This is a genomic window from Bartonella tamiae Th239, assembly GCF_000278275.1.
GTDB lineage: Bacteria > Pseudomonadota > Alphaproteobacteria > Rhizobiales > Rhizobiaceae > Bartonella > Bartonella tamiae.
In genome coordinates, this window is the sequence record NZ_JH725147.1 from 2,157,929 (window position 1) to 2,183,305 (window position 25,377).

Sequence of the window (25,377 nt, forward strand, 5' to 3'; positions counted from 1 at the left end):
GCTCACTCATAAATATTTAAACTATTAAATCTTCATTTTACATGACTTTATGAATATAAAATTATTAAAAAATGAATATTATTCATTGTTTCATTAAAGTCATCATTCATCTTATAATGATAGGAATTTGTCGATTTAAAATGATTTTTTCTGTAGTTTATAAAAATCATTATGCAGTGAAAAATACCAATGAAATGAAAATTTATCCACGTTTAAAGACTTTATGGAAATAATCACCAAGCCATTGCGTCATAATATTTAAGACAACAAGTACAATAATAACCAGTGTCATAATTTCAGTGTTATATCGCTGATAACCATAACGAATAGCCATATCACCTAAACCACCGCCGCCCAAAAAACCTGCTAGTGAGGTTGCGCTAATCACAGCAATAACCATAACTGTAAAACCAGAGATAAGGCTTGGCATTGATTCAGGGATGATCACATTCTTTATAATTTGAAACCGACTGGCGCCCATAGAACGAATGGCTTCAACCAAACCTTTGTCAACACCGCGAAAAGAAAGTTCTGCCAATCGAGCATAAAAAGGCACTGCTGATACAGTAAGAACAAAAATGACAGGTTTAATACCTACCCCTGTTCCAACAACAAAACGCGTAACTGGTAAAAGATAAAAGGCAAGAATAATAAATGGAATAGCGCGAGCAATATTAACAATCGCACTTAATAAACCATGTATCCAACAATTTGACAACATGCCATTTTTAGCGGTTGCATATAACAGTAAGCCCAAAGGAAGTCCAATTATAAGAGCCAGAAAAGACGCACTCACTGTCATAATAAGTGTGTCTAAAATTGCGTTTGGCAATTCCTGTGAAACGACATTATACATAACCTAAAACCTCAAAATATCGCCCATTTTTGGCAAGCCATTTCACAGCGAGATCAAAACATTGTTTATTTTCGGCAGAAAGGCCAATGAAAAAGCGCCCAATAGGTTCACCTTGTATCGTATCAATGCCTCCATGCAAAATACGTGGGACTAAGCCGCTTTCTTTTTCAATTAATTTTAAAAAAGGTTGACGCGCTATTTCACCAGCAATATTCAATTCAATGACGGCTTCATTGCCCACGGGTTTCAGTTTTTTTGCAAATTCTATAGGTAATTGCGGTGTCACAAGTCGCAACATAGCGATCGTCGTATCATTTTGAGGAGAGGCAAAAATATCACGAACGAGCCCTTGCTCTACGATTTTTCCTTTATTTAAAACAATCACTCGATCAGCAATTGCACGAACAACTTCCATTTCATGCGTTATTAAAACAATAGTTAAGTCAAGACGTCGATTAATATCGCCAAGAAGTTCTAGAATTGACTGGGTTGTTTCAGGATCAAGCGCAGATGTTGCTTCATCTGAAAGCAACACTTTAGGATTAGCGGCCAGCGCGCGTGCAATACCAACACGTTGCTTTTGTCCACCTGATAAAGCATTAGGAAAATGATATTCTTTACCAGATAAGCCAACAAGTTCTATCAGTTCCATAGCGCGTTCACGTCGTTTTAATTTATTGACCCCTGCAAGCTTTAAAGGAAGCGCAATATTATCAATGACACGTTTAGAGGATAAAAGATTAAAGTGTTGAAAAATCATCGCTATACGTTGTCGATAAGGTGCCCATTGTGTTTCACTGAGATGAGAAACATCTTGGCCCTCGAATAGAATTGACCCTTCATCAATCGGTTCAAGACCATTAAGACAACGAATAAGTGTAGACTTTCCTGCACCACTGCGCCCAATAATACCAAGTATCTCACCTTTATGGACATCAAGCGACAAATGATCAACGGCCGCCGTTTGTGCAAAACGGCGGCTTATATTTTTTAAAGAAAGTAAAGGTTGTGTGGCTAAGCCCATTCTTATTTTACCAGGATGTCTGAACGTTTGGACCGAAAACTTCTTTTATTTTTTCGCGCACAGGCTCTGATTGATAAGCTTTCACAAGTTTTTTTACCCATGGCTCATCCTTATCGCTTGAGCGTACAACGATAATATTATTATAAGGATTGCCTTCTGCTTTTTCCCAAGCTATCGCATCATTTTCAGAGCTTAATCCAGTTGTTAAAGCCCAATTTGTATTAACAATGGCAATATCAAAATCTTCAATAGCACGGCCAAGCATACCAGCATCAAGTTCTCTTATATCGAGATTTTTTGAATTTTCAACAATATCAAGTTTTGATGCAAGAACATCATCTGGATTTTTTAACTTAATAAAGCCGAGATTGTCTAAAAGGCGCAATGCGCGACCACCATTTGAGGGATCATTCGGAACACCAACAACAGCTCCATCACGCAAATCTTTTAATTCTTTAATTTTGCGCGAATAAACACCAATAGGATAAAGAACGGTATTGCCTACAATTGCCAAGTCATAGCCGCGTTGTTCAACTTGACTGTCAAAATATGGTTTATGCTGAAAGGAATTGGCATCAATATCACCCGCATTAACGGCTTCATTCGGTAAAGCATAATCAGAAAAATAAACCAAATCGATATCAAGACCTTCTTTTTTGGCTTGCTCAATGGCAACTTTCCAAACGTCACTTTCCTCACCTTCCATGGTGCCAAGTTTAATATGATTTTTATCAGCACTATATGAAATCGACATCTGGGTGGTGAAAGCAGCAAGAGAGACAAATAAGCCAAGAACCAACCGTCTATTCAGTTTATTTAAAACCATAATCCAAAATCCTTATTTACCACGTTCATGAATAGAGGGCATTTTTTTAAAATGCATTCATTAATTTCACCAAAAGCACCATAGTAACCTTCAATTTTTTAAAAATAAACGTGAATTTTTTAAAAATTTTTAGTCCCTCTTTCGTATGTAATCTATCCGATCTTAGAACAAAAGCGAGAAATATTTTTTAAATATTTCGCATAAATTAATCAAATATATGCGAAATATACGTATGATAACAAAATATTATTCCAAGACAAGGCTTCAACGAATATTATGATGCCGAAAGATGAATGGTATGAACCAGCAAACCAATGCTATTGCAATCAACATAAGAAGAACCACGCCTAATTGAATAAAATTAAAATTGATTGCATCAGGTGATATAAAAAAGGCGGCCACATAACCAGCACAATCAAGTATTTTTTCTGAAATTGAATACAACATTTTATCCTCCTCCTTTATCAAACGCACATTGCCATATTTGGTTTAACGTCGTTTGAAAAAAAAGATTTTATCACGTTTTTAGAAAAGTTCAAAAAGAAACAAAGAATGGAACCAATAGAAATCTCAAGATTTATGAAAGTGAACCGCCAAGAATTATCTTTTGGTATCAAAGGATAATATTTGAGGGATAAGGACCCGAAAAGGTTCACTAAAGAGGCAAATTTTAAGAATGAGTCTCTGTGATACGAAGATTTAAAGAGATGGCTTCATCTTCAGCATTTACCATGCAATATCTTTTTAAATAGTCTGAAAATAAACGAATAAACCAATGGATGTGAGATCTCTCAACAAAAATAAATAAAGAGAGCACAAAATATGAAGGGAAAAGTTATGTTAAAAAAAATGTTTCTATCATCTGTTATGGCAGTTACAAGTGTAGTATTTACGACAGGCGCAATGGCTGCATCTGGAGTTACAACAGGAAATCTCAATTTGCGTACAGGACCATCAACTGCGCATGCAGTAGCAACAACAATACCGCATGGTGGAGCTGTGGATATTAACGGATGCTTGGCCAACCGTGCATGGTGTTCTGTCAATTATAACGGCGTAAATGGCTGGTCTTCAGCGCGTTATCTTAACCCTGTGAATGTTGCCGCCGTACCAGTTGTAACAGCATCTTATAAAGTTGTACGCCCAACCCATGTGGCGATTGTTCCTCAATCAAGCGCACGTTATGTTGCAGCAACTCGCGGCGTTGTTGTAGAAGATCCGTCAACGCGACAAAATGCAGTTTTGGTCAATTCGCTTGAAAAAATAAATCCAATGCGATTGGTCGCACCTGCAGCAAATGAACAAGTCAAAGTTGTTCGTCCAACTTCAACGCCGGGCGTCGTACAAGTATCAGACGGAATTTCACATAAGGTCAATGCTTATAATCCGCTCTTTCCACAAGATGTGAATAATCATAACTTTTACCGTAACGAAACCCGTTATGACATTGTGCGTTATTGAGCCATATATAATAAGGTGACCATTATAATGAGAATAAGGGAAATTGATTTAAAAACAGCGCAATAAAAACTTTGATATAGATACTCTGATACAATGACACATTTTTTATAAAAAAATGTAAAAATTTGAATCAGTCTCAATAAAAAGTACAGATAAAATCAATAAACCACAATTTTAATAAACTTTATAGTGTGACACATCAATAAAAAATTTCAGTGACTAAGGTAAAAAAATCTTAGTCACTTTTTTTGCGATAATTTAAAAGAGTGCCCTTCTTTTTACTCCCACATTTTATCAAATGTTTAGTGTGCACTATGAGGAATAATAAGGTTACGCGCAATCAACAATTCAGCAATTTGGATGGCATTCAAAGCTGCTCCTTTACGTAAATTATCTGATACAACCCAAAACGAAAGACCATTTTCGACAGTAATATCTTCCCTAATACGGCTGATAAATGTATCGTCATCGCCAGCACATTCGTAAGGCGTCATATAGCCACCATCTTCACGTTTATCAATGACTTGGCAACCTGGTGCATTGCGTAGTATTTCACGCGCTTCATGCGCTGAAATTGGTTTTACAAATTCAACATTAACAGCTTCACCATGGCCAATAAAAACAGGAACCCTCACACATGTAGCAGAAAGCTTGATTTTAGGATCCAACATTTTTTTTGTTTCCGCCATCATTTTCCATTCTTCTTTTGTATAGCCATCTTCCATAAATGTATCGATATGGGGGATAACATTAAAAGCAATACGTTTTGTAAATTTTTTAACACTAATGGGATCAGCAACAAAAACTGCACGCGATTGCTCGAAAAGCTCATCCATGCCTTCTTTTCCAGCACCCGACACAGACTGATATGTGGAAACAACAACGCGTGAAATAGTGGCGGCGTCATGTAAAGGCTTCAATGCCAAAAGAAGCTGAGCCGTCGAACAATTTGGATTTGCTATAATGTTGCGCTTTTTAAAGCCATCAATAGCCTCTGGATTAACTTCTGGAACGATGAGCGGAATATTAGCTTCATAACGCCATGCAGAAGAATTATCAATGACGACACAACCTGCAGCACCGATTTTAGGTGCCCACTCTTTAGCGATACTGCCTCCAGCTGACATGAGGCAAATATCCGTATCAGAAAAATCATACGTATCCAAAACTTTGACTTTTAAGGTTTTGTCACCATAAGAAACTTCTGTCCCTAGTGACCGACGTGATGCCAATGGCACAACTTCATCAGCTGGAAAACCACGTTCTTCAAGAATGTTGAGCATTTCGCGCCCGACATTTCCTGTTGCGCCAACAACTGCAACCTTAAAACCCATCATTTAACTCCTGTTGCTCTCCCTTTATATCATTACCAATTTTGGTGTTTGTTTCCTGGGCCGAACCCAGGAGAGGGTAAGTTGGCCAAGAAGTCTTAACGCGTTTTTAGTGTTTTATATTTGAAGTTATCAACCTGCTTTAAATTGCCAAGCACCGAAAAAACATCTTTAAGATGATGGTATTTTCTGTGCATTTCGTTGGCATAAATATGCATGTCACACTCCTAATTAGCTCTATTTTTAATCGTTTTTATGATCAAGTCAATAAACAGAAAACGCATTTTACAATAATTCTCAAAACACTCTTTGAATAGTTAAAGAGTGATCGCATCGTTTTTCCTACATTGAAAAATAAAACGTTATTCAAAAAAAAATCAAACTATATAAACCTCCGTTAAAGAGAAATTGTTTTGAATTTTTCTAAAATCGCATCACCCATTGCACTGGTGGAGACTTTGGTCATGCCATGGGCGTAAATATCTGGCGTTCGTAAACCATCATCCAAAACACTTGCAATCGCACATTCCAAACGATCAGCTTCGGCATTCATCAAAAATGAATAACGAAGGCACATTGCCAAAGAGGCAATCATTGCAATAGGATTGGCAATACCTTGTCCTGCAATATCGGGAGCAGAACCGTGAACGGGCTCATACATCGCTTTGCGCGTCCCATTCGCTTTATTTTGTGCGCCTAAAGAGGCTGATGGCAACATGCCAAGAGAACCCGTAAGCATGGCAGCAATATCGGATAAAAGATCACCAAAAAGATTATCTGTAACGATAACATCAAATTGTTTTGGTGCGCGAACAATTTGCATGGCGCCAGAATCCGCAAGCATATGATCAAGTGTGACGTCTAAATAATCCCTTTTATGCACTTCATTCACCACATCACGCCAAAGCACCCCTGATTTCATCACATTATGTTTTTCCATCGATGTGACTTTATTTTTTCGTGTTTTGGCAAGATCAAAAGCGACCGCGGCAATGCGCTCAATTTCATAAGTATCGTAAATTTGCGTATCTATTGCTCTTTTTTGTCCATCGCCAAGATCAATGATTTCTTTTGGTTCACCAAAATAAACACCACCCGTAAGTTCACGCACAATTAAAATATCAAGACCCTCAACCAATTCGGGCTTAAGAGATGATGACGAAGCAAGAGCTTTGTAGCAAATGGCTGGACGTAAATTCGCAAAAAGTTGCAATTCTTTACGCAAACGTAAAAGACCTGCTTCAGGTCTATCTTCATAAGCAACATCATTCCATTTTGGCCCACCAACCGCACCAAATAAAACGGCATCTGCGGCCATTGCGCGCGCCATATCATCTTCTGAAATCGCCTTTTTATGGCTATCGTAAGCAGAGCCCCCAACAAGACCTTCTTCACATTCAAAATCAAGACCGAGCTCATCATTTAAATAAGAAATAATTTTTTGCACTTCTGCCATGATTTCAATGCCAATACCATCACCGGGTAGAAGAAAAAGTTTTCTGGATGCCATGAATATTTTGCCCCTTTATTAAAACATGTCAAACGCATAAAACGCGCATTCATTGCAACTATTTTGCTCAAAATTTAGGCATTGAACAAAAAGGAAAAGAACACCTATTACTACCCTTATAGCATGCTCTTTGAAAAGCGAAACCATAAGAAAGTATTAAATTTCATTTTCATTCAACTGGCGTGCTTCAGAAGCAAGCATAATGGGAATACCATCACGAATAGGAAAAGCAACACGCGCTTTTAACGATATAAGTTCCTGAGATTTGGCACTATAATGCAATGTCGTTCCTGTAATGGGACAAACCAGAAGTTCCAATAATTTTGGGTCTGTCATATGTGTCATAAAAAGTTCCAACCTTTAGTTGAGCGCTATGTCATCACCATTTTGAACCATGAGAGAACGTTCTGTTAAAGCAATCAATGTTTGCGCACGCGTTTTTACATCAGGTGCTTCTAAAAGAGCCTGTTTTTCAGCAGCTCCAAACGGTGCAATAATAGATAAAGCATTCACCAACGTTTGCGTTGGCGCTTCCGTAATACTATCCCAATCAGCATCGAGTTGATTGGCATGTAAAAATTCTTCAAAAGTGCTTAAAAGCTCTTCTCGATTAATATCATCGCCGTTTTCACGGTCAAAAAGGTCGTAGATTTCTGGTAGAATTTTGGCAATTCTATAAGATTTTTGTGTGTCTCTTTCCTTTAAAAGTTGAAATCGGCACACGCCTTGCAAGCCGATTAATAATCGCCCGTCACCGTTTTCACTATATGTTGTTATGCGTCCAATGCATCCTGTTGCAAAAAGCTGTGGTTTTTGCTCATCTATGGTGTTTTCTTCTAAAGGTTGAATAATTCCGATAAGCTTATTATGACTCATAACATCTTCAACCATTTCAAGATAACGAGGCTCAAAAACAGTTAAAGGCAAATAGCCACCCGGCAAAAGAACCACACCTTCCAGTGGAAAAAGGGCAATTTCTTCAGGTAAATCAGTTACGCTATTATAATGCGCATTTCCAGATTTCATAGCATTCCTACTCGTTCATCTCAAAAAATTATTATGGTTTATGAACCCTATCATATTTTATTATAATTTATTTTTATTCATTTCTTTTTCAAGAAAATAATAAAGAGGATAATGTCCGTCGTGCATAAATGGTTGCTGTATCCATTGGACCCCAAGCTTCAAACAGTTGCAATAACTGCTTGCGTGCGCCATCATCATTCCACTGACGATCCTTTTTAATAATCGATAAAAGCAAATCAGCAGCTTCCATACGTTCATTATGCGCTTGATGTATTAATGCAAGATCATAGAGAGCTTGATAATTATTCGGATCTTGTAAAATTTGTTTTTTCAACTCTTCTGGATCACCCAAATGTATTGTTAGTTCTTTTAAAGCAATTTTTGCTTCAACGGCACGTAAAAGTGGATCATCAGCCTTATCTTGAGGAGCTGTAGCTATGAGGTCTTGAGCCTGTTTACTTTCGCCTGTTTCAACCATAATATCAGCAAGACCCGCAATCGCACCGATCGTCTCTGGGGCTTGTTGTAATATGCGAGCAAATAAATCTGCGGCTTGTGTTTTATCACCACTTTCAACCATCTGGTTTGCTGCCTCTAATGCAGCGACAATGGCCTCTTCTTTTTCATTTCCTGCAAGTTTTGCAATAAAGGCTTTCACTTCACTTTCGGGTTTGGCGCCCATAAATCCATCAACAGCTTGACCATCAACAAAAGCAATAACAGCAGGAATCGATTGTATTCCCATCTGTCCAGCTATTGCAGGGTGGTCATCAATATTCATTTTAACTAATTTGACCGCACCTTTGGCATTTCTTACAGCCTTTTCAATAATAGGCCCCAATTGTTTGCAAGGCCCACACCATGGCGCCCAAAAATCAACCAAAACGGGTTGTTTTTTTGATTCAGCAATAACATCATTTTGAAACTGAGCCGTCGATGTTTCTTTAATAAACGTTTCATTGCTTTGTAAACTTAAAGCATCCAAGTTAACATTGCCCGTCATTTGTCCGTCTGATGGTACAAAAGGATTATCGCTCATTATTTTTCCTGTCAATTTAACCGTATCATTTTGATTGCATCTCAGCAAAATTCACACACAATAAAGTCAAAGTCGTGTTTTATAAATATTAATTCAACCCTTGATTTTGGGAAATATGAAGTATTCTTACATCGTGATGAGTTGCTTCAACAAATTTTAACAAATCATCGCGATGGATTGATGTTGTAGCTTCATTCGTTAAAGGATGACAATTAATGTAAATGTTTTGCATCAAATCCTTATCAAGAATAAGTCTCACGTGATTTTCTTTATCATTTAACAAGCCAAAAACACTAACAGCTCCAGGATATAAACCCAAATATTGCGATAATTTTTCTGCGCTACCAAAGGAAAGACGACCCGATGCACCAATAATTTTATGCAGCTGCTTAAGATCAACTAAAGCATAATCTTCTAAAATCACTAAAAAATACTGCCCTTTTTTGTCTTTTAAAAAAAATTTTTTGGTATGACCGCCAGATATTTTAGCTTTGATCTGCTCCCCCTCACTCACTTTAAACAGTGCTTCATGATAATGTGTTGTAACAACAATTTCTAACTTATTTAAAAAATCGAACAAAGGCTGTGGATCTTTTCGCATTTTATTTTCGTGCATTTTATTTCACAAAGTATTGTTTTGTCTCATATCTTCGTAAACTATACTGAAACTACTCAAAAGTGAAAACCCTAAAGAGTGACAAGAAAAGCATGATGAGATAAAAAACGCTTAGGAGATAATTATGACAGCAACATTATATGTCGCTCTTGGCGGAGCAATTGGAAGTATTGGACGATTTTGGCTTGGTCTTGCAATGGCAGGTCTCAGTAAAAACCTACCTGTAGGAACGATTGTTATCAATATTATCGGCTCCTTCATTATTGCGTTTTTTGGTGCACTCTCCATTGTTGGTGCTAAATTTCCAATGTCTGAAAATCTCCGTCTCTTTGTGCTTGTGGGACTATGCGGTGGCTTTACAACCTTTTCATCTTTCAGCCTACAAAGCATTGAACTATTGCGCGAAGGGGCCTTTATTCGAGGCATTTTGAATATTTTTCTTTCTGTTGTTTTATGCCTTTGTGCGACAACTATTGGCTTTTATTGCGCACAAAAAATCAATAAAAATCCTAGTAAGTTGGTTCAAGAACAAACAGAAAAAAATAAAAACCAATAAGAATAATTTTAAAAACACAGGTAGTTTTGCTGAAAAGATCCCGTCAAATTTTTAAGACAAAAAAAGAAACTAAAAATGGATGATATATCCTCATTCTTTGTTTTTTTGACAATGCAGCATGAAGCTGTTTATGTGTTCTTTAGATATGAGAAATTTTGTTGATAACTGTTTTGAGCCATCTTAAAAATATCCATATTTCCTGTGTCATTTCTTCTCATTATTAAAAATTGTTCTCATAGCATCTCCACAAAATGAAATGGCCTTAGTCTTGTTGTGGAGAATGCATTATTTATAGGCCTAAAGAAAAATAAAAAGATGACTTTTTTTATATCTTCGTTTAGAGATTGAAAAATGTTTGGGAAAGATTTGACTTCTTTTTCATCTTTTTGCGGGAGAGCGTGGAAACACTTCAACCGTGTTGCTGCCGCCGAAGGGGAAAACTGCCCATAATCTCTCAGGCATAAGGAACCGTAAAAAGGAAAAAACAACTCTGGAAAGTCGGGAAAAGCCCGCGCCGAAGGTGTAAGTGGATGTTGTCACGAGTCTCTCAGGCATCAGACAGAGGGGCGTTCATAGACCGCTTTAGGCGGATATAGGCGCAATTTGGGAGTTATTATGGTTGATTATCAAAAAAATTTAAAACATCTACCATTGCATGATTTACACGAAAAAGCGGGAGCGAAATTTGGTGCTTTTGCAGGCTGGAATATGCCTCTGACCTATCCACTTGGCGTCATGAAAGAACACCTACACACACGGGCACAGGCCGGTCTTTTCGATATTTCTCATATGAAATTAATTTGTGTTGAAGGGTCAGGAGCCGCTGATTTTTTAAATTATGCATTGCCTATTGATGCACATGCCCTCAAGGAAGGGCAATCGCGATACAATTATTTATTAAATGAAAATGCTGGCATAATAGATGATCTCATCGTTACGCGCCTAGGTCAAACGCGCTTTATGATTGTTGCGAATGCAGGCAACGCACAAGTTGATATTGAAGAGCTTCAAAAACGAGCAACCAATTTTGATTGTCACTTGGAGCCACTTGATCGCGTATTTTTAGCACTACAAGGCCCAGCAGCTAAAAACATTATTGCTGATCTTAACATGGCTGGCACTGATCTCACCTTCATGCAAGGTTTTGAACCACAAAAAGACTGGTTCATGACACGGTCTGGCTATACGGGTGAAGATGGTTTTGAAATAGCTTTACCAGAACAAGATGCTGTGAATTTGGCAGAAAAAATCGTCGCCGATCCGCGTGTCGAATGGATTGGTCTTGCGGCTCGTGATAGTTTAAGACTGGAAGCGGGACTTTGTTTGCATGGCAATGATATTACAGTAAACACAACGCCTATTGAAGCGAAAATCACTTGGGCTGTTTCCAAATCCGTGCGTGAAAAAGCAGCATTTGTGGGGGCCCAAGCTTTTTTAGGCACTCTGTCACACGGTACTACAACACAGCGTATAGGCTTAAAGCCTGAAACACGTCAACCTGTACGCAGTGGTGCAGATCTGTTTGATCATAGTGGGAAAAAGATTGGTCATATCACCTCTGGTGGTTTTGGTCCTTCTTACAATGCTCCTGTTGCTATGGGCTATGTTGAAACGCAATTTGTTGAAAATGGCACAAAACTTTTCACGAAAGTGCGCGGAAAAGACATTGAAATTTCTGTTCACTCTCTTCCTTTTATCGAACATCGCTATTTTAAAGGATAACATAATGGCTGATTTGTATTTTACTGAAGATCACGAATGGATCAGTGTTGATAACGGCATTGCAACCGTAGGGATCACCAATCATGCACAAGAACAATTGGGGGATCTCGTTTTTGTGGAATTACCAGAAGTTGGTCAAAAAGTGACCAAAGGTGACAGTGTGGCTGTCGTTGAATCTGTGAAGGCGGCTTCAGATGTTTATGCGCCTGTTGATGGAGACGTGAACGAAATCAACGAAGATTTAACGACAGATCCAGCACTTGTGAATCAAAAAGCTGAAAAAGAAGGGTGGCTTTGGAAGATGAAATTAAGCGATGAAACCCAATTAAATGGTCTCATGGATGCCACAGCTTATAAAACACTAATAGGATAATATAATGCAAGACCTTCCTTTTTCTTCACGCCATATTGGTCCGCGCCATGAAGACACTAAAGAAATGCTCGATAAGCTTTCGGTCTCTTCATTAGAGGAGTTGGTAGAACAAGCTGTTCCTCACTCTATTCGTTTTGACCGCGGACTTGATTTGCCAAAAGCAGCAAGCGAGGCAGAAGCATTGGAAGAATTGCGCCAAATCATGGATCACAATCACCTGCATAAAAGCTTTATAGGGCAAGGCTATCATGGAACTTTTGTTCCACCTGTTATTTTGCGTAATTTGTTTGAAAATCCTGCGTGGTACACAGCATACACGCCTTATCAAGCTGAAATTAGTCAAGGACGGCTTGAATTATTGTTTAATTTTCAAACATTGGTTGCCGAATTAACTGGATTGCCAATTGCTGCGGCCTCTCTTCTTGATGAAGCAACAGCATTGGCGGAAGCCAATAGTATTGCGGTGCGCTTTTCACGCAATAAAAAAACACAAATTTCTATGATAAGCGAAGTGCATCCACAACTCTTGGAAGTTGCGCATACACGTGCGCAAAGCCAGGGTTTTGAAATCGTAAAAAATGGCACAATTGATAAAGAGACAGCCGCAATTGTATTATCATGGCCTGATACAAAGGGGCAATTTATTGATTATAGCGAAATCATCAAACAAGCAAAGGCTGAAGGCGCATTAATTATCGTTGCGGCTGATCCATTAGCTTTAACACTTATGGAAGCTCCTGCTAAATGGGGGGCAGATATCGTTGTGGGTTCAATGCAACGTTATGGTGTTCCTATGGGCTTTGGAGGCCCCCATGCAGGTTATTTGGCCGTGAATGACGCTTTAACTCGTTTGATCCCTGGGCGTATTGTTGGTCAATCTATCGATACTAAAGGACGAACAGGATTTCGTCTGGCATTACAAACTCGTGAACAGCATATTCGTCGGGATAAAGCAACATCAAATATTTGTACAGCGCAAGCCTTGCTAGCAAATATGGCGACAGCCTATGCCATTTGGCATGGTCCTAAAGGATTACAAGCTATTGCACAACGCATCCATCATCTTACAGCACGATTTGCCGAAGGTTTGAAGGCTGCAAAGTATGAAGTGATTGGCAATGCTTTTTTTGATTGTGTAACCATACGCGTTACGGATAAAGCCGAAGAATATGTCAATAAAGCAAGGCAAAAAGGTCGCTTAATTCGATGTCTTGACAACGATCATATTGCGATTAATTTTGATGAACTTTCCAATGAAGACGATGCCAAAGCTTTGGCTGAAATGTTTGATGCTCAGCTTCCTGATAAGGCTCAAAAACATTTAATGGGTAATGAGCGAGATCGTTCCTTTTTAAGTCAGCCTTTTTTTCACGCTGTCCAATCAGAAACAGAAATGATGCGGTTTTTACGACGCTTGGCTGATAAGGATTTAGCGCTTGATCGCACGATGATACCCCTTGGTTCGTGTACAATGAAGTTGAATGCGGCCGCCGAAATGCTTCCCGTCAGCTGGGCATCAGTAGCCAGTCTTCATCCCTTTTCGCCAAAAAGCGATAGCGCAGGTTATCAAACCATGATGATGCAATTAAAAGCATGGCTTTGCGAAATTACAGGTTTTGCCGCAGTGTCCTTTCAACCCAATTCTGGAGCGCAAGGCGAATATGCCGGTCTTTTAGCTATTCGGCGTTATCATGAATCACGTGGCGAGCATCATCGTAAGATTTGTTTAATTCCAGCATCAGCACATGGCACAAATCCTGCATCAGCGCATATGGCAGGCATGGATGTGGTGGTTGTAAAATGTTTGGAAGACGGTGATGTTGATGTCACAGATCTTAGAGATAAAGCGCACAAGCACAAACAAGATCTTTCTGCCTTTATGATTACTTATCCCTCGACTCATGGTGTTTACGAAGAAAGCATTAAAGAAATCTGTACCATTATTCATGATAATGGTGGGCAGGTTTATTTTGATGGTGCAAATCTCAATGCACTTGTTGGCTTGGCACGACCTGCAGATATTGGTGCAGATGTCTGCCATATGAATTTGCACAAAACTTTCGCCATTCCACATGGCGGTGGAGGACCAGGCGTAGGTCCCATTGGGGTTGCCAAACATTTGGAAGCTTTCCTGCCAGGGCATGATCAGTGTGACAGTGATTATGCAGTTTCTGCAGCGCCCTATGGCAGTGCATCTATCTTGGTGATTACATGGATGTATATTCGCATGATGGGACCTGATGGCTTAAAGCAAGCAACCCAAATGGCTATTTTAAATGCAAATTATATTGCCTATATTGTTTCTCAAGCCTATCCTATTCTTTACAAAGGCAAACAAGGGCGTGTTGCACATGAATGTATTGTTGACACCCGTCTTTTGAAAGATCAATATGGAATAAGTGTTGACGACATTGCAAAACGTCTCATTGATTATGGCTTTCATGCACCGACTATGTCATTTCCTGTAGCTGGAACTTTAATGGTTGAACCAACAGAATCGGAACCAAAATCTGAAATTGATCGCTTATGTGATGCACTTCTTTCTATTGCGCAAGAAGCCCAAAAAGTGGGTGCTGGCGGTTGGCCAGAAAATGACAATCCACTGATCAATGCTCCTCATACATTGGCAGACACACTGGTTGATAATTGGGAGCATCCCTATTCACGACAAGTTGCAGCATTTCCTGATCAAAAGAGTGATCCTACACAAAAATATTGGCCTCCTGTTTCTCGCATTGATAATGTATCAGGTGATCGAAATTTGATCTGTTCGTGTCCACCTCTTACAAATTATTAAATTTTAAGGCTGCTTTCTTAAGAAAATGAAGCAGCCTTTTTTGAATAAAACTATAAAATAAGGGTGGTCTATTAAGCCATTCTTTAAAAAGAACATACAAGAATTTGGCTGATATTTTATTATAACCCATACCTTTTGGAAACGAGTATAGCCAAATACAAACCAATAGGCATCCATAGCATTATAGACCTCATGGTATAATATTTTTTTGAAATCTTTGATTTTTATATTGGCATAAAAATTATGCACAATAAAATCGGTCCAATAGATTTTATTGTGCATTCTAAAGCGCATAAAAAGGCTTTTTTTCATATCAGATGGTAAAGTTTTTTTTAATTTTGAAAAACCTTTTTTTATCGAATGAGACTATAATGAAATCCTTAAATGTCATATGCGCATTAAAAACGTGAAATAAATTATGCTGGAAAAATGAATAGGTTTTATATCATAAACCAATATAATGCACTTGTTGCAATTTAACGTTCGCTTCTTTAGAGCAATAATGAGCACATAATGTAGAGACATTCTATAAAATGAACTCTTTGTCTTTTGACAAAATTTAACTTCGTGGAGATTTCTATGACAAGCAATGTGGCTTTAACAGGTTTAGCGCGAGATCTCAAACGACGACAGGAAAACTGCAATCCCATTCGAATAGGCCTTGTCGGCTGTGGCGAAATGGGCACTGATTTATTATCAGGTGTTGCACAAATGGATGGGATAGAAGTTGCTGCTGTAGCAACACGCACGCCCTCACGTGTTATAAAAGCTGCTGAAACCGCTTATCAAGAAAAAGGTCATGTCAATGAAGCACACAATGCACGTGCAATGACGACTGCAATAGAAAATGGTAAAATTGCAGCAACAGATGATCTGGATCTTTTACTTCAAAATGAGCTTATTGACATTATTGTGGATGCAACAGGTTACCCAGAAGCGGGCGCAGAAATTGGTTATAAAGCACTACAAAACAATAAACATCTTGTCATGATGAATGTTGAAGCCGATGTAACAATCGGTCCTTATTTAAAATATGAAGCCGATAAAAAAGGCTTAATTTATACATTAGGTGCAGGCGATGAACCATCATCATGTATGGAGCTTATAGAATTTGTTTCAGCATTAGGTCACAAAATCATCGCGGCAGGTAAAGGTAAGAATAATCCTTTAATTTTTGATGCGACACCTGATGATTATGAAGATGAAGCTGCCCGACGTGATATGAATGTGCGCATGCTGGTAGAATTTATTGATGGCTCAAAAACAATGGTAGAAATGACAGCCATTGCAAATGCCACAGGATTGGTTCCCGATTGTGAAGGCATGCATGGGCCAAAGGCGGATATTAACTGTTTGAATAAAGTTTTAATACCAAAAGAAGATGGTGGCATTTTAAGCCGTTCAGGTGTTGTCGATTATTCCATTGGTAAAGGTGTATCTCCCGGAGTTTTTGTGGTTGCTGAAATGCGTCATCCCCGTATTCGCGAACGTATGGAAGATTTAAAAATAGGTGAAGGACCCTATTTTACCTTTCATCGACCTTATCATCTCACAGCGATGGAAGTCCCACTCACATGCGCTCGTGTTATGCTATATAATAAACCAGATATGGTTCCCTTAAAGCGCCCTGTGGCAGAGGTTTGTGCCGTTGCCAAAAAGGACCTTCAGACTGGTGAAAAACTTGATTTTATTGGTCTTTATACCTATCGTGCATGGACGATGCCTATAGATCAAGCGCGCAAAAAAGGTGCTATTCCATGTGGATTATTAGAAGGCGCGACTGTCACGGCGCCCATTAAAAAAAATGAACTTATTACACAAGACAATGTCGATATTAATGAAGAGCAATGGATAGTACGATTACGTAGAAAACAAGACAAATTGATTTACGGTTGAATTGTGAAAAACGCATTTTTAAAGTTTTTCTATAATCGCGGCTTTGTTAAAATATTCCAATAGAGCAAAACAAAGCCACAAAAGACTAAAATCCATAAAAGACCAGATATATCCAAAAGTATGACATTTCTATCGGCCAGACCACCACTTATGCGCCAACCAAACAGAAAAAAGAAACTGCCATAGACAAGAACAACAAGCCAAGAGATAGTCAACGCACAGCCTGCATGTCCAAGACTTGCACGCATTATCTAGGCAATTGTCATCATACTAATACCCACCTGCTATCTATGAATGTTGAACTGTTGCTCTTCCACCGTCTATAATATTTAATCCATTGTGAGCTGATGCAATAAAGCCTAAGGGAATAAAAAGAAACGTGACATGTAAAATCCAAACCAGTGGTTCTGTTAATGCTAACCAACCGCGTCAACGACAAAGGCGATAAAGATTAGCCAATCCAGTCTAAAAACATCACAAAGATACACTGTAAGATTGCGGAATTAAAAGCCAAAGCACTAATGTTATGGCTTTTAAAATAAGCGTGATTTTATCAAATATAAAAAGGAGCAGGAAAATTTTCCTGATTATGTTAAACCAACCAGTTTTTTGTTAAAATTGAGATAATCCGTCCACCTATGTCAGCAATAAAAAAAATGCATCAGTCAATGCCCAGCGGGCACCATAACCGTCTGCTGCAACATTACCATTCAATGCTTTATGGTCAAAAAATATATTTGCAAAAAATAACATCGAAAAAAGAACAAGAATTTTAATGTTACGCTTATTTTGTCTAGAAATAATTTCTCGTCCCATTACACATATTAAAACACATGAAAAAACTATAACAAATGTTGCAGACAATTAAAGCGATAAAACCATAACAACCCACCAGATAATTCAAAGAACAACCAATAATAGGTGTACGCCCTGTCCAATAGGAACAGCCATTAAAAAAAACAGCAATCACAGCCCATAAATAGCCAAATAAAAAACTACGAGCGTGCTAAAAAAAGGATCTATACAGCTTGCTAAAACATCATGGTCTTTTAAAAACAGCATCCAGCAAAATAAACTAAAGACAGCCCATGAAGCTGTGAGCAGAAAAAAAGGGAAATAACCGTAGCTTAACAAAGCAAATCTTTGCATATTTTGGTGCTTGCGACAGCATAGACATTCATTCTTTTGCCTGAAATACTCAATCACGTTTTATGATTTAAGGTTTCACTGTCTGCTCAATGGCGCTAGAATAGATTTTATATAAAAAAGTGCAAAAGCAACAATATGCCAAAAATGTGATCGATAATGCATCAAAAGACGAATGATCTCGCCAATTAATGGTAGGGATCCAGAAGATTTTTGCACTATCAATAATTCTTAATCTTTTTTGTCAAAACAACTGTTTTCACTTTCTCTTTGTTTAGAAAATAATGACGTATTTTTATTTTGAAAATTATTAAAAAAACCATTATTTAATGCGACTTTCAATAGAGTTTATTAGATATAAAATGGATGATTGACATTTGTTATATATTTAACGAACATAAAACATCCTTCTTTACTGTGATCACGATATATAAATGACATTAGCTTCTAAACCTCTCATTGCCCTTCCTGCCGATTGTCCTTTTTTTGATGGCTATATTTGGCATGCAGCACCCGAGCAATACATAAAAGCGGCGCAAAATGTTGCTAAAGTGACGCCTGTTATTGTTCCTTCAATTGGCAATATCGCCGATTTATCTTCAATTCTTAATTGTGTTGATGGTGTCTTAATTACAGGTGCTAAGTCCAATATAGAACCTCATCATTACGGTCAAAAATCTACCGCTCAACATGAACCTTTTGATCCTTCACGAGATAACGCTTCATTGGCTCTTATCCGTGCAACGATCGAACGTCAATTGCCTCTTTTAGCAATTTGTCGTGGACTTCAAGAGCTTAATGTCGCTCTTGGGGGAACACTATCAGCTGCACTTCAAGAGATTGAAGGCAAAATAGACCATCGTGCCACCCAAACAACAGATAATGATCAAAAATTTGCCATTCATCAAACGGTTCATATCAATCATGAAGGTTGCCTTGCCACAATTCTTGGTGAGGACACTATTTTAGTTAATTCTGTTCATCAACAAGGTATTGAGCAGCTTGCCCCACGTTTGATTGCCGAAGCAACAGCGCCAGATGGAACGATTGAGGCAGTTCGTGTCAAAAACACACAAAATTTCGCACTAGGATTACAATGGCACCCCGAATATTGGGCTGAAACAGACACCTCATCACGCAAAATATTTGAAGCCTTTGGAAAAGCCGTTTACTGCCATCACAAACTGCGTCTCAACGCTTAACTTATTTTATCTTAAAAGAATAAAGCCCAAAATAAACATTTATTTCATCTTTAAGAAAAGCCCTAAACGACAGTTCAAAAATTATCGCTCTTTCACTTTTCCTGTTGATTGGCGAATATGTAACTCGGGTTTGATAAGGTCATGTTTATTTTCAATCTCAACCCCGTTAAGCAGATCCAAAAGGGCGCGAGCTGCACGTCTGCCTACTTCTCTTTGTCCATTCCAAACCGTTGTTAAGGCAGGCGTGGCAATTGCTGCTTCTTCAAGGTCATCATAGCCTGTAACAGAAATATCTTCGCCAGTGATAAAGCCAGCTCTTGCAATACCGTTCATCATGCCTATGGCTGTCAAATCGTTAAAACAAACGGCAGCTGTCGGTTTATCAATTAAAGCTAAAAATTGCGGTACAATTTCAAATCCTGCTTGTTTTGTGCGTGGTCCTTCAATACGCCATTCTCGCGCCACCTTAAGACCCGCCCGTTGCATAGCGTGTAAATATCCTTCATATCGTTCTCTACCTGTTGATGTGTAATCTGTGCCCCCCACCATTGCTATTCGTTTATGCCCAAGAGAAATAAGATGGTTAGTGGCAAGTGAAATGCCATAAGCATCATCACCTCTAAAAACAGGTGCATCCACACCATCAACATGGCGAGCGACAAAAACCACAGGTAATCCATTATTAGATGCCATTTCTATATCTGTAGCAGGTGTTCCTATAGCTGGTGACATAATCACACCATCTGCACCCAATTGTAACAATGTTTCTATAAAGTTTTTTTGCTTATCAACTTGATCATAATGATTGGAAAGAATGAAAGTTTGGCCTGAGCGATCCAATTCTATTTCAATTGAACGTAATATTTCAGCAAAGAAAGGATTCATAATATCGTGCACAACAACACCGACAATTCCGGTGCGTGCTGTGCGCAAACTTGCTGCACGGCGGTTATATATATAGCCTATTTGACGAGCATAGTTTTGTACTTTTTCCCGCGTTGGCTCAGCAACAAAAGAACTGCCTCTCAGTGCAAGCGAAACCGTTGCGGTTGATACATCTAAGGCTTCAGCAATGGTTGAAAGTTTAATTTTTTGCGCCACGCACTTTTGCCTCTCACACTATTTTTAACATGCTTATAGACGATACTAAAGCCCTATGTGTTTCATTTATCAAGACATATCCATAATCAATGAATGCTTAAAAGTGTTTTTTTAAAGTTTCATAAATGTCTCATAAAATTTTTTATTATAAAATCAATATCTTATCACTAAAGATCCTGAATTTATGAAGGACTATCAAAACTTATACAGTCATTTGATAAATTATGACGAATGCGGATAAGAACATGTTCAATGTTTTTTTTTTCTGAATCATGAATACCGCTCAGCGCATCACGTTCAGTATCATAAAGCGCCTTTTCAATAATTTTAACAACATTGCGTCCATTTTTTGTTAAAAAAACATAAAGCAAACGCTGATCTTTATGACAATAACGCTTTATAACGAAGCCTTGTTCTTGTAATCGCGCAATGGTTTTGGTGACAGTTGGCGGTTTTATTCCCAGCCTCTTTGCCAATACACTGGGAGATTGACCATCTTGTGCTGCAAGAGCCAAAATAACCCGATCCTGCCCTGCATAAAGCCCATAATCATAAAGGCGTTGCGCTAGAGATTTTCGGATGATTCCGGCAGTCGATTGAATAAGCTCTGTTAAATCTTGTCGTTCATTTTTAGTCATATCATTTGTCTCCCCGAAGACCATGTAAGAACTTAAAGATCGTGTTCTTATCGTTTAATCAAGCAGATTCGGTGATTTCGTGCAAAAGATTGCTTTTCAACAAAGGGTTTGCAAAATAGAAAAGTTGTGAATAACCAATTTAAACTTATTTTTAAAGGATTGCCTTATGACAATGGCAAAGGAAAAAATCGGCATCATCCCACTTGGTGCCTACGAATACCACGGACAACACTTACCCTTTGAAACCGATGCGATTATTGCAGAAGCTTTCGCGCAGCATTTGGCTCAGCATTGTGATATTAAAAATAGGCTGACCGCTTTTCCTGTAGAAACAATTGGATATTCAATTGAGCATATGGATGAAGCAAAAACACAAAGTTTAAAATTTGATGACGCAATACATCAATGGATCAATCTTGGTTTAAAGCATTTTGATAATGGCTATAAAAAACTGCTTTTCTTAAATGCACATGGTGGCAATTCAGCATTATTAAATATTGTGATCACAGAATTGCGTTGCCGGCTGCCTATACTTGCTGTCGCTACAAGTTGGGGACGTTTTGGACTGCCTGATGGTCTTATTGATGACAATGAGCGCCATTTGGATATTCATGCTGGTTTTATCGAAACATCATTGATGCTTTTTCTTGCCAAAAATAAAGTTGATATGACAAAGGCCGAAAATTTTTATAATCATCAAGACGATTTTATTAAAAAATTTCATTATTTGAGCGCTTATGGCCCGCAAGCTTTTGGGTGGAAAATGTGTGATCTTAATAAAAAAGGTGCTGCAGGCAATGCTTCAAAAGCAACGTATGAGGCAGGAAAAAAAATTTTTGACCATGCTATTGAAGGTTTTCAGCTATTACTTTCAGATATGGCACAATTTGATCTTCATCACTTTGATGAGCACCACTCCATAAACTAGAAAATAATTATATAAATACTTATATCTAATTATCATTTTTTTATCAGCCATGTGAAAGACCCTATTATGAGTGAGAGCGAAACAAAAGTCACAAAAATCCCCGTCACTGTATTGACAGGCTATCTGGGTTCAGGAAAAACGACCCTTCTCAACCGTGTTTTGAGTGAAAATCATGGCAAGCGCTACGCTGTCATTGTGAATGAATTTGGAGAAATTGGTATTGATAATGATCTGATTGTTGAATCGGATGAAGAAATTTATGAAATGAATAATGGTTGCATCTGTTGCACAGTGCGAGGTGATCTTATCCGTGTTGTCGAAGGATTGATGAGACGCCCGGGTCGCTTTGATGCAATCATCGTTGAAACAACTGGACTGGCTGATCCTGTCCCTGTGGCACAAACCTTTTTCATGGACGATGATGTACGTGCAAAAACCCAACTTGATGCCGTTATTGCATTGGTGGATGCCAAACATTTGCCCTTGCGTTTAAAAGATAGCCGTGAAGCAGAAGATCAAATTGCTTTTGCCGATGTTGTTCTTTTAAATAAAACCGATCTTGTGAGTGAGAAAGAACGCCTAGATGTTGAAGCAACTATTCGTGCAATTAATCCTAGTGCAATGATTTACAAAACACAGCGTGCTGACATTGCCTTAGAAAAAATTCTTGATCAAGGCGCTTTTGATCTGCAACGTGCACTAGAAAATGACCCGCATTTTCTTGATCACGATGACGACAACCATATTTGCGGTCCTGATTGTGCACACCATCATCATGACCATAACGATCATCATCATAATCACGATCATGGTCATTCACAACACGATATTACAGTGACCTCTGTATCATTACGTACTGGTGAAATTGATCCACAAAAATTTTTCCCATGGATACAAAATCTTACACAGCAACAAGGCCCTAATATTTTACGCTTAAAAGGAATCATTGCCTTTAAAGGTGATGATGAACGCTATGTTGTGCAAGGCGTTCATATGATATTAGAAGGCGATCATCAAAAACCTTGGAAAGAGGGTGAAAAACGAGAAAGTCGTCTTGTTTTCATAGGTCGGGAACTCAATAGTGAACGGTTAAAAACTGAATTTGAAAATTGCGTATAGGTGAAGTTTCATGCCAACACTTGTTTCTCTTGAGCTTGATAGCCACTGTTTATCAGCGGGCTTTATCAATGACCTGCCATATTTTGTCACTGCAAATGGGCAAATCCAAATCATTGGTCGCGATACTATTATTTTGGCAGCACATCATGGAATTGCATCCGTCGCCTTATCCGATGATAAACAAGCCCTTTTTACAGGTGGTGAAGATGGTTATGTTTATAAAACACTCTTTGATGGCACATCATACCAGCTCGCGCAATGTGAACGAAAATGGATAACCTCAATTGCTTCTGGTTCCAACGGTTCTTATGCATTTGCATCATCGCGCAAAGCATGGGTCGATATTGGTATGGGTTTGCGTGAATATGATTTTGAACGTAGTGTTGAAGGATTAGTCTTTGCCCCTAAGGGACAGCGTGTAGCCATAGCACGTTATAACGGCGTTTCGCTCTATTGGCCAGCTTTAGAGGTTGAGCCAACTGAACTTGCATGGAAAGGGGCGCATTTTGCTGTAACTTTTTCTCCAGATAATCGCTTTGTTATTTCTGCCATGCAAGAAAACGCCCTACATGGTTGGCGCTTATCCGATAATCAACATTTACGCATGAGTGGTTATCCAACAAAAGTAAAAAGCTGGTCATGGAGTACCAAAGGAAAATGGCTCGCAACATCAGGTGCCATGGCTGCTATTGTGTGGCCTTTTCAATCGAAAGATGGCCCTATGGGCAAAGCTCCACTCGAACTTGGTAAGCGAGCCAATGCCATGGTCACATGTGTTTCCTGCCACCCAGAAGAAGAAATGGTCGCTGTCGGTTATGATGATGGAATGATTTTATTTGTTCGTTTTGCCGATGCAAAGGAAGTCTTATTGCGCCATCCAGGCAAAGGAGCCATTTCAGCATTAAATTGGGATCAAAATGGTCACCGCTTAGCCTATGGAAGCGAAGTGGGAGAAGCAGGATTTGCTGACATTACAGCTTAAGAACATGGTCATCTATAATCTATAATCTATAATCTATAATCTATAATCCAATGGCTTGTGATTTATATCAAACGCAAACCATTGGATTTTAAAAATTTATTTTAATGTCGGATAATCTGTGTAACCCTTTTCATCACCGCCATAAAGCGTTGTTTCATCAAGCTTATTAAGCGGTGCTTTTTGCTTAATACGCTCAACAAGATCAGGATTAGCTATGAAAGGTTTGCCAAATGAGACCAAATCGGCATAGCCTGATTGAACAGCGTCTTGTGCCATATCACCAGTATAGCCATTATTGACCATCCAAGCCCCCTGCCCGCCCGCATCACGATAAACCTGTTTTAAATGTTTATAATCAAAAGGATAAGAAGCCTCCTGATAATTTCTATCACCCCCCGTTGCCCCTTCAATCACGTGAATAAAAGCAAGATTATAAGCGGCCAAAGCCTCAACATAAAAATCAAATAATGGCTGTGGATCTAAATCATGCACATCACCTGCAGGGGTAACTGGTGAAATACGAATGCCAGTTTTATCTGCACCAATTGCTTCAACAATGGCTTGTACCACTTGTAAGGGAAACCGCGTTCTATTTTCAATGGAGCCACCATAGTCATCGTGTCGTTGATTGGAACTTTCGCGCAAAAATTCATCAAGCAAATAACCATTCGCAGAATGAATTTCGACACCATCAAAGCCTGCAACTTGTACGGCATTTCTTGCCGCTTTTACGTAATCTTCAATAATTGCTGGCAATTCTGAAACGTCCAAAGCACGTGGTGGTGAAACTTCACTGAAATGCCCTTTACCATCATTGTCTTTAATATAAGTACGTGCTTTTGCTTGAATTGCCGACGGAGCTACTGGTGCCGCATTATGAGGTTGCAATGATGTATGGGACATGCGTCCTGTGTGCCAAAGCTGAACAACAATTTTGCCGCCTTCTTTATGAACCGCATCGGTGACTTTACGCCACCCTTCCAACTGTTCTTTTTCAAACAAACCTGGTACGTCAATATTGCCTTGTCCTTGTTGACTGATCACTGTTCCTTCAGAAACAATAAGTCCAGCTGTTGCACGTTGGCGATAATAAAGAACATTCATATCATTTGGAACATCCCCATAGGAGCGCGCACGTGTAAGGGGTGCCATAATAATTCTATTATTAAGCGACAAAGCGCCTATTTTTATTGGATCAAAAAGTGATGTCATAGGAAAACCTCTTTAT

25 protein-coding genes and 1 riboswitch are annotated in these 25,377 nt (G+C 38.7%); of the genes, 10 read left to right on the forward strand and 15 right to left on the reverse strand.

Annotation, left to right across the window (positions count from 1 at the left end; all coding sequences use genetic code 11):
* Positions 1 to 202: 202 nt before the first annotated feature.
* The 4 genes from ME5_RS09660 to ME5_RS09675 all read right to left on the reverse strand — a co-directional run bounded on the left by ME5_RS09660 (position 203) and on the right by ME5_RS09675 (position 3,153).
* Positions 203 to 856, reverse strand: coding sequence for a methionine ABC transporter permease (locus tag ME5_RS09660; protein ID WP_008040600.1), 654 nt, complete (start codon positions 854 to 856; stop codon positions 203 to 205).
* A complete protein-coding gene (locus ME5_RS09665; protein WP_008040602.1) occupies positions 849 to 1,880 on the reverse strand; it encodes a methionine ABC transporter ATP-binding protein in 1,032 nt (343 codons plus the stop codon). The genes ME5_RS09660 and ME5_RS09665 overlap by 8 nt, the downstream gene beginning before the upstream one ends.
* A gap of 7 nt (positions 1,881 to 1,887) precedes the next feature.
* Positions 1,888 to 2,706 carry a MetQ/NlpA family ABC transporter substrate-binding protein gene (locus tag ME5_RS09670; protein ID WP_008040604.1) on the reverse strand — a complete coding sequence of 273 codons (819 nt, stop codon included), beginning with the start codon at positions 2,704 to 2,706 and terminating at the stop codon, positions 1,888 to 1,890.
* A 264-nt stretch (positions 2,707 to 2,970) separates the two neighbouring features.
* Positions 2,971 to 3,153: a hypothetical protein gene (locus ME5_RS09675; protein ID WP_008040605.1), complete on the reverse strand. Its 183-nt coding sequence runs from the start codon at positions 3,151 to 3,153 to the stop codon at positions 2,971 to 2,973.
* 390 nt (positions 3,154 to 3,543) lie between these two features.
* Here ME5_RS09675 and ME5_RS09680 point away from each other — a divergent pair, with 390 nt between their 5' ends.
* The gene (locus ME5_RS09680; protein ID WP_245256531.1) at positions 3,544 to 4,167 is read left to right on the forward strand and encodes an SH3 domain-containing protein; all 624 of its coding nucleotides are present in this window, start codon (positions 3,544 to 3,546) and stop codon (positions 4,165 to 4,167) included.
* A 302-nt stretch (positions 4,168 to 4,469) separates the two neighbouring features.
* Here the strand turns inward: ME5_RS09680 and ME5_RS09685 are convergent, their stop codons facing one another.
* From ME5_RS09685 to ME5_RS09710, 6 genes are all read right to left on the reverse strand, one after another.
* Positions 4,470 to 5,501, reverse strand: coding sequence for an aspartate-semialdehyde dehydrogenase (locus ME5_RS09685; protein WP_008040613.1), 1,032 nt, complete (start codon positions 5,499 to 5,501; stop codon positions 4,470 to 4,472).
* Between the two features lie 394 nt (positions 5,502 to 5,895).
* Positions 5,896 to 7,008, reverse strand: coding sequence for a 3-isopropylmalate dehydrogenase (gene leuB / locus ME5_RS09690; RefSeq protein ID WP_008040615.1), 1,113 nt, complete (start codon positions 7,006 to 7,008; stop codon positions 5,896 to 5,898).
* 156 nt (positions 7,009 to 7,164) lie between these two features.
* Positions 7,165 to 7,353, reverse strand: coding sequence for a Trm112 family protein (locus ME5_RS09695; RefSeq protein ID WP_008040616.1), 189 nt, complete (start codon positions 7,351 to 7,353; stop codon positions 7,165 to 7,167).
* Between the two features lie 15 nt (positions 7,354 to 7,368).
* Positions 7,369 to 8,034 carry an LON peptidase substrate-binding domain-containing protein gene (locus ME5_RS09700; protein WP_008040617.1) on the reverse strand — a complete coding sequence of 222 codons (666 nt, stop codon included), beginning with the start codon at positions 8,032 to 8,034 and terminating at the stop codon, positions 7,369 to 7,371.
* Between the two features lie 88 nt (positions 8,035 to 8,122).
* Complete coding sequence (gene trxA, locus ME5_RS09705; protein ID WP_008040618.1) at positions 8,123 to 9,073, reverse strand: thioredoxin; 951 nt, start codon at positions 9,071 to 9,073, stop codon at positions 8,123 to 8,125.
* Between the two features lie 88 nt (positions 9,074 to 9,161).
* On the reverse strand, positions 9,162 to 9,674 hold the full coding sequence (locus ME5_RS09710) for a prolyl-tRNA synthetase associated domain-containing protein (protein WP_035000426.1): 513 nt from the start codon (positions 9,672 to 9,674) through the stop codon (positions 9,162 to 9,164).
* Positions 9,675 to 9,813: 139 nt separating this feature from the next.
* Between ME5_RS09710 and crcB the strand changes: the two genes are divergently transcribed.
* From crcB to ME5_RS09740, 5 genes are all read left to right on the forward strand, one after another.
* Entirely contained in the window at positions 9,814 to 10,245 is a 432-nt protein-coding gene (gene crcB / locus ME5_RS09715; protein ID WP_008040622.1) for a fluoride efflux transporter CrcB, read from the forward strand.
* Positions 10,246 to 10,725: 480 nt separating this feature from the next.
* A riboswitch (glycine riboswitch) is annotated at positions 10,726 to 10,817 on the forward strand.
* A gap of 43 nt (positions 10,818 to 10,860) precedes the next feature.
* On the forward strand, positions 10,861 to 11,967 hold the full coding sequence (gcvT, locus tag ME5_RS09720) for a glycine cleavage system aminomethyltransferase GcvT (protein WP_008040624.1): 1,107 nt from the start codon (positions 10,861 to 10,863) through the stop codon (positions 11,965 to 11,967).
* Positions 11,968 to 11,971: 4 nt separating this feature from the next.
* Positions 11,972 to 12,340, forward strand: coding sequence for a glycine cleavage system protein GcvH (gene gcvH, locus ME5_RS09725; protein ID WP_008040626.1), 369 nt, complete (start codon positions 11,972 to 11,974; stop codon positions 12,338 to 12,340).
* A gap of 4 nt (positions 12,341 to 12,344) precedes the next feature.
* Positions 12,345 to 15,137, forward strand: a complete 2,793-nt coding sequence (gene gcvP / locus ME5_RS09730) for an aminomethyl-transferring glycine dehydrogenase (RefSeq protein ID WP_008040644.1) — start codon at positions 12,345 to 12,347, stop codon at positions 15,135 to 15,137.
* A 579-nt stretch (positions 15,138 to 15,716) separates the two neighbouring features.
* Entirely contained in the window at positions 15,717 to 17,033 is a 1,317-nt protein-coding gene (locus ME5_RS09740) for an NAD(P)H-dependent oxidoreductase (RefSeq protein WP_008040646.1), read from the forward strand.
* A 29-nt stretch (positions 17,034 to 17,062) separates the two neighbouring features.
* On the opposite strand, the gene ME5_RS09745 is transcribed toward ME5_RS09740, so the two are convergent.
* Both ME5_RS09745 and ME5_RS09750 read right to left on the reverse strand, forming a co-directional pair.
* Complete coding sequence (locus tag ME5_RS09745) at positions 17,063 to 17,281, reverse strand: NnrS family protein (protein ID WP_008040649.1); 219 nt, start codon at positions 17,279 to 17,281, stop codon at positions 17,063 to 17,065.
* 388 nt (positions 17,282 to 17,669) lie between these two features.
* A complete protein-coding gene (locus ME5_RS09750; protein WP_280641515.1) occupies positions 17,670 to 17,897 on the reverse strand; it encodes an NnrS family protein in 228 nt (75 codons plus the stop codon).
* 716 nt (positions 17,898 to 18,613) lie between these two features.
* Between ME5_RS09750 and ME5_RS09755 the strand changes: the two genes are divergently transcribed.
* Positions 18,614 to 19,381, forward strand: coding sequence for a gamma-glutamyl-gamma-aminobutyrate hydrolase family protein (locus tag ME5_RS09755; RefSeq protein ID WP_008040652.1), 768 nt, complete (start codon positions 18,614 to 18,616; stop codon positions 19,379 to 19,381).
* 81 nt (positions 19,382 to 19,462) lie between these two features.
* Here ME5_RS09755 and ME5_RS09760 read toward each other — a convergent pair whose 3' ends face one another.
* On the reverse strand, positions 19,463 to 20,482 hold the full coding sequence (locus ME5_RS09760) for a LacI family DNA-binding transcriptional regulator (protein WP_008040653.1): 1,020 nt from the start codon (positions 20,480 to 20,482) through the stop codon (positions 19,463 to 19,465).
* Positions 20,483 to 20,664: 182 nt separating this feature from the next.
* A complete protein-coding gene (locus tag ME5_RS09765) occupies positions 20,665 to 21,120 on the reverse strand; it encodes a MarR family winged helix-turn-helix transcriptional regulator (RefSeq protein WP_008040654.1) in 456 nt (151 codons plus the stop codon).
* A gap of 166 nt (positions 21,121 to 21,286) precedes the next feature.
* On the opposite strand from ME5_RS09765, the gene ME5_RS09770 reads away from it, so the two are divergent.
* The 3 genes from ME5_RS09770 (at position 21,287) to ME5_RS09780 (ending at position 24,149) form a co-directional block, all read left to right on the forward strand.
* A complete protein-coding gene (locus ME5_RS09770) occupies positions 21,287 to 22,048 on the forward strand; it encodes a creatininase family protein (protein WP_008040657.1) in 762 nt (253 codons plus the stop codon).
* Between the two features lie 66 nt (positions 22,049 to 22,114).
* Complete coding sequence (locus ME5_RS09775) at positions 22,115 to 23,167, forward strand: CobW family GTP-binding protein (protein WP_008040658.1); 1,053 nt, start codon at positions 22,115 to 22,117, stop codon at positions 23,165 to 23,167.
* Between the two features lie 10 nt (positions 23,168 to 23,177).
* Complete coding sequence (locus ME5_RS09780; RefSeq protein WP_008040659.1) at positions 23,178 to 24,149, forward strand: WD40 repeat domain-containing protein; 972 nt, start codon at positions 23,178 to 23,180, stop codon at positions 24,147 to 24,149.
* A gap of 96 nt (positions 24,150 to 24,245) precedes the next feature.
* Here the strand turns inward: ME5_RS09780 and ME5_RS09785 are convergent, their stop codons facing one another.
* Positions 24,246 to 25,361, reverse strand: a complete 1,116-nt coding sequence (locus tag ME5_RS09785; RefSeq protein ID WP_008040660.1) for an alkene reductase — start codon at positions 25,359 to 25,361, stop codon at positions 24,246 to 24,248.
* Between the last annotated feature and the right edge of the window lie 16 nt (positions 25,362 to 25,377).

What these genes read in the sequence shown, in the direction of transcription:
- ME5_RS09685 (WP_008040613.1), bottom strand. Translation starts at nt 5,501, where the DNA reads ATGGGTTTTAAGGTTGCAGTTGTTGGCGCAACAGGAAATGTCGGGCGC.
- ME5_RS09765 (WP_008040654.1), bottom strand. Translation starts at nt 21,120, where the DNA reads ATGACTAAAAATGAACGACAAGATTTAACAGAGCTTATTCAATCGACT.
- ME5_RS09785 (WP_008040660.1), bottom strand. Translation starts at nt 25,361, where the DNA reads ATGACATCACTTTTTGATCCAATAAAAATAGGCGCTTTGTCGCTTAAT.
- ME5_RS09670 (WP_008040604.1), bottom strand. Translation starts at nt 2,706, where the DNA reads ATGGTTTTAAATAAACTGAATAGACGGTTGGTTCTTGGCTTATTTGTC.
- ME5_RS09770 (WP_008040657.1), top strand. Translation starts at nt 21,287, where the DNA reads ATGACAATGGCAAAGGAAAAAATCGGCATCATCCCACTTGGTGCCTAC.
- ME5_RS09755 (WP_008040652.1), top strand. Translation starts at nt 18,614, where the DNA reads ATGACATTAGCTTCTAAACCTCTCATTGCCCTTCCTGCCGATTGTCCT.
- ME5_RS09780 (WP_008040659.1), top strand. Translation starts at nt 23,178, where the DNA reads ATGCCAACACTTGTTTCTCTTGAGCTTGATAGCCACTGTTTATCAGCG.
- ME5_RS09700 (WP_008040617.1), bottom strand. Translation starts at nt 8,034, where the DNA reads ATGAAATCTGGAAATGCGCATTATAATAGCGTAACTGATTTACCTGAA.
- crcB (WP_008040622.1), top strand. Translation starts at nt 9,814, where the DNA reads ATGACAGCAACATTATATGTCGCTCTTGGCGGAGCAATTGGAAGTATT.
- ME5_RS09710 (WP_035000426.1), bottom strand. Translation starts at nt 9,674, where the DNA reads ATGCGAAAAGATCCACAGCCTTTGTTCGATTTTTTAAATAAGTTAGAA.
- ME5_RS09680 (WP_245256531.1), top strand. Translation starts at nt 3,544, where the DNA reads ATGTTAAAAAAAATGTTTCTATCATCTGTTATGGCAGTTACAAGTGTA.
- ME5_RS09665 (WP_008040602.1), bottom strand. Translation starts at nt 1,880, where the DNA reads ATGGGCTTAGCCACACAACCTTTACTTTCTTTAAAAAATATAAGCCGC.
- gcvT (WP_008040624.1), top strand. Translation starts at nt 10,861, where the DNA reads ATGGTTGATTATCAAAAAAATTTAAAACATCTACCATTGCATGATTTA.
- gcvH (WP_008040626.1), top strand. Translation starts at nt 11,972, where the DNA reads ATGGCTGATTTGTATTTTACTGAAGATCACGAATGGATCAGTGTTGAT.
- ME5_RS09745 (WP_008040649.1), bottom strand. Translation starts at nt 17,281, where the DNA reads ATGCGTGCAAGTCTTGGACATGCAGGCTGTGCGTTGACTATCTCTTGG.
- ME5_RS09695 (WP_008040616.1), bottom strand. Translation starts at nt 7,353, where the DNA reads ATGACACATATGACAGACCCAAAATTATTGGAACTTCTGGTTTGTCCC.
- ME5_RS09740 (WP_008040646.1), top strand. Translation starts at nt 15,717, where the DNA reads ATGACAAGCAATGTGGCTTTAACAGGTTTAGCGCGAGATCTCAAACGA.
- leuB (WP_008040615.1), bottom strand. Translation starts at nt 7,008, where the DNA reads ATGGCATCCAGAAAACTTTTTCTTCTACCCGGTGATGGTATTGGCATT.
- gcvP (WP_008040644.1), top strand. Translation starts at nt 12,345, where the DNA reads ATGCAAGACCTTCCTTTTTCTTCACGCCATATTGGTCCGCGCCATGAA.
- ME5_RS09660 (WP_008040600.1), bottom strand. Translation starts at nt 856, where the DNA reads ATGTATAATGTCGTTTCACAGGAATTGCCAAACGCAATTTTAGACACA.
- ME5_RS09675 (WP_008040605.1), bottom strand. Translation starts at nt 3,153, where the DNA reads ATGTTGTATTCAATTTCAGAAAAAATACTTGATTGTGCTGGTTATGTG.
- ME5_RS09775 (WP_008040658.1), top strand. Translation starts at nt 22,115, where the DNA reads ATGAGTGAGAGCGAAACAAAAGTCACAAAAATCCCCGTCACTGTATTG.
- trxA (WP_008040618.1), bottom strand. Translation starts at nt 9,073, where the DNA reads ATGAGCGATAATCCTTTTGTACCATCAGACGGACAAATGACGGGCAAT.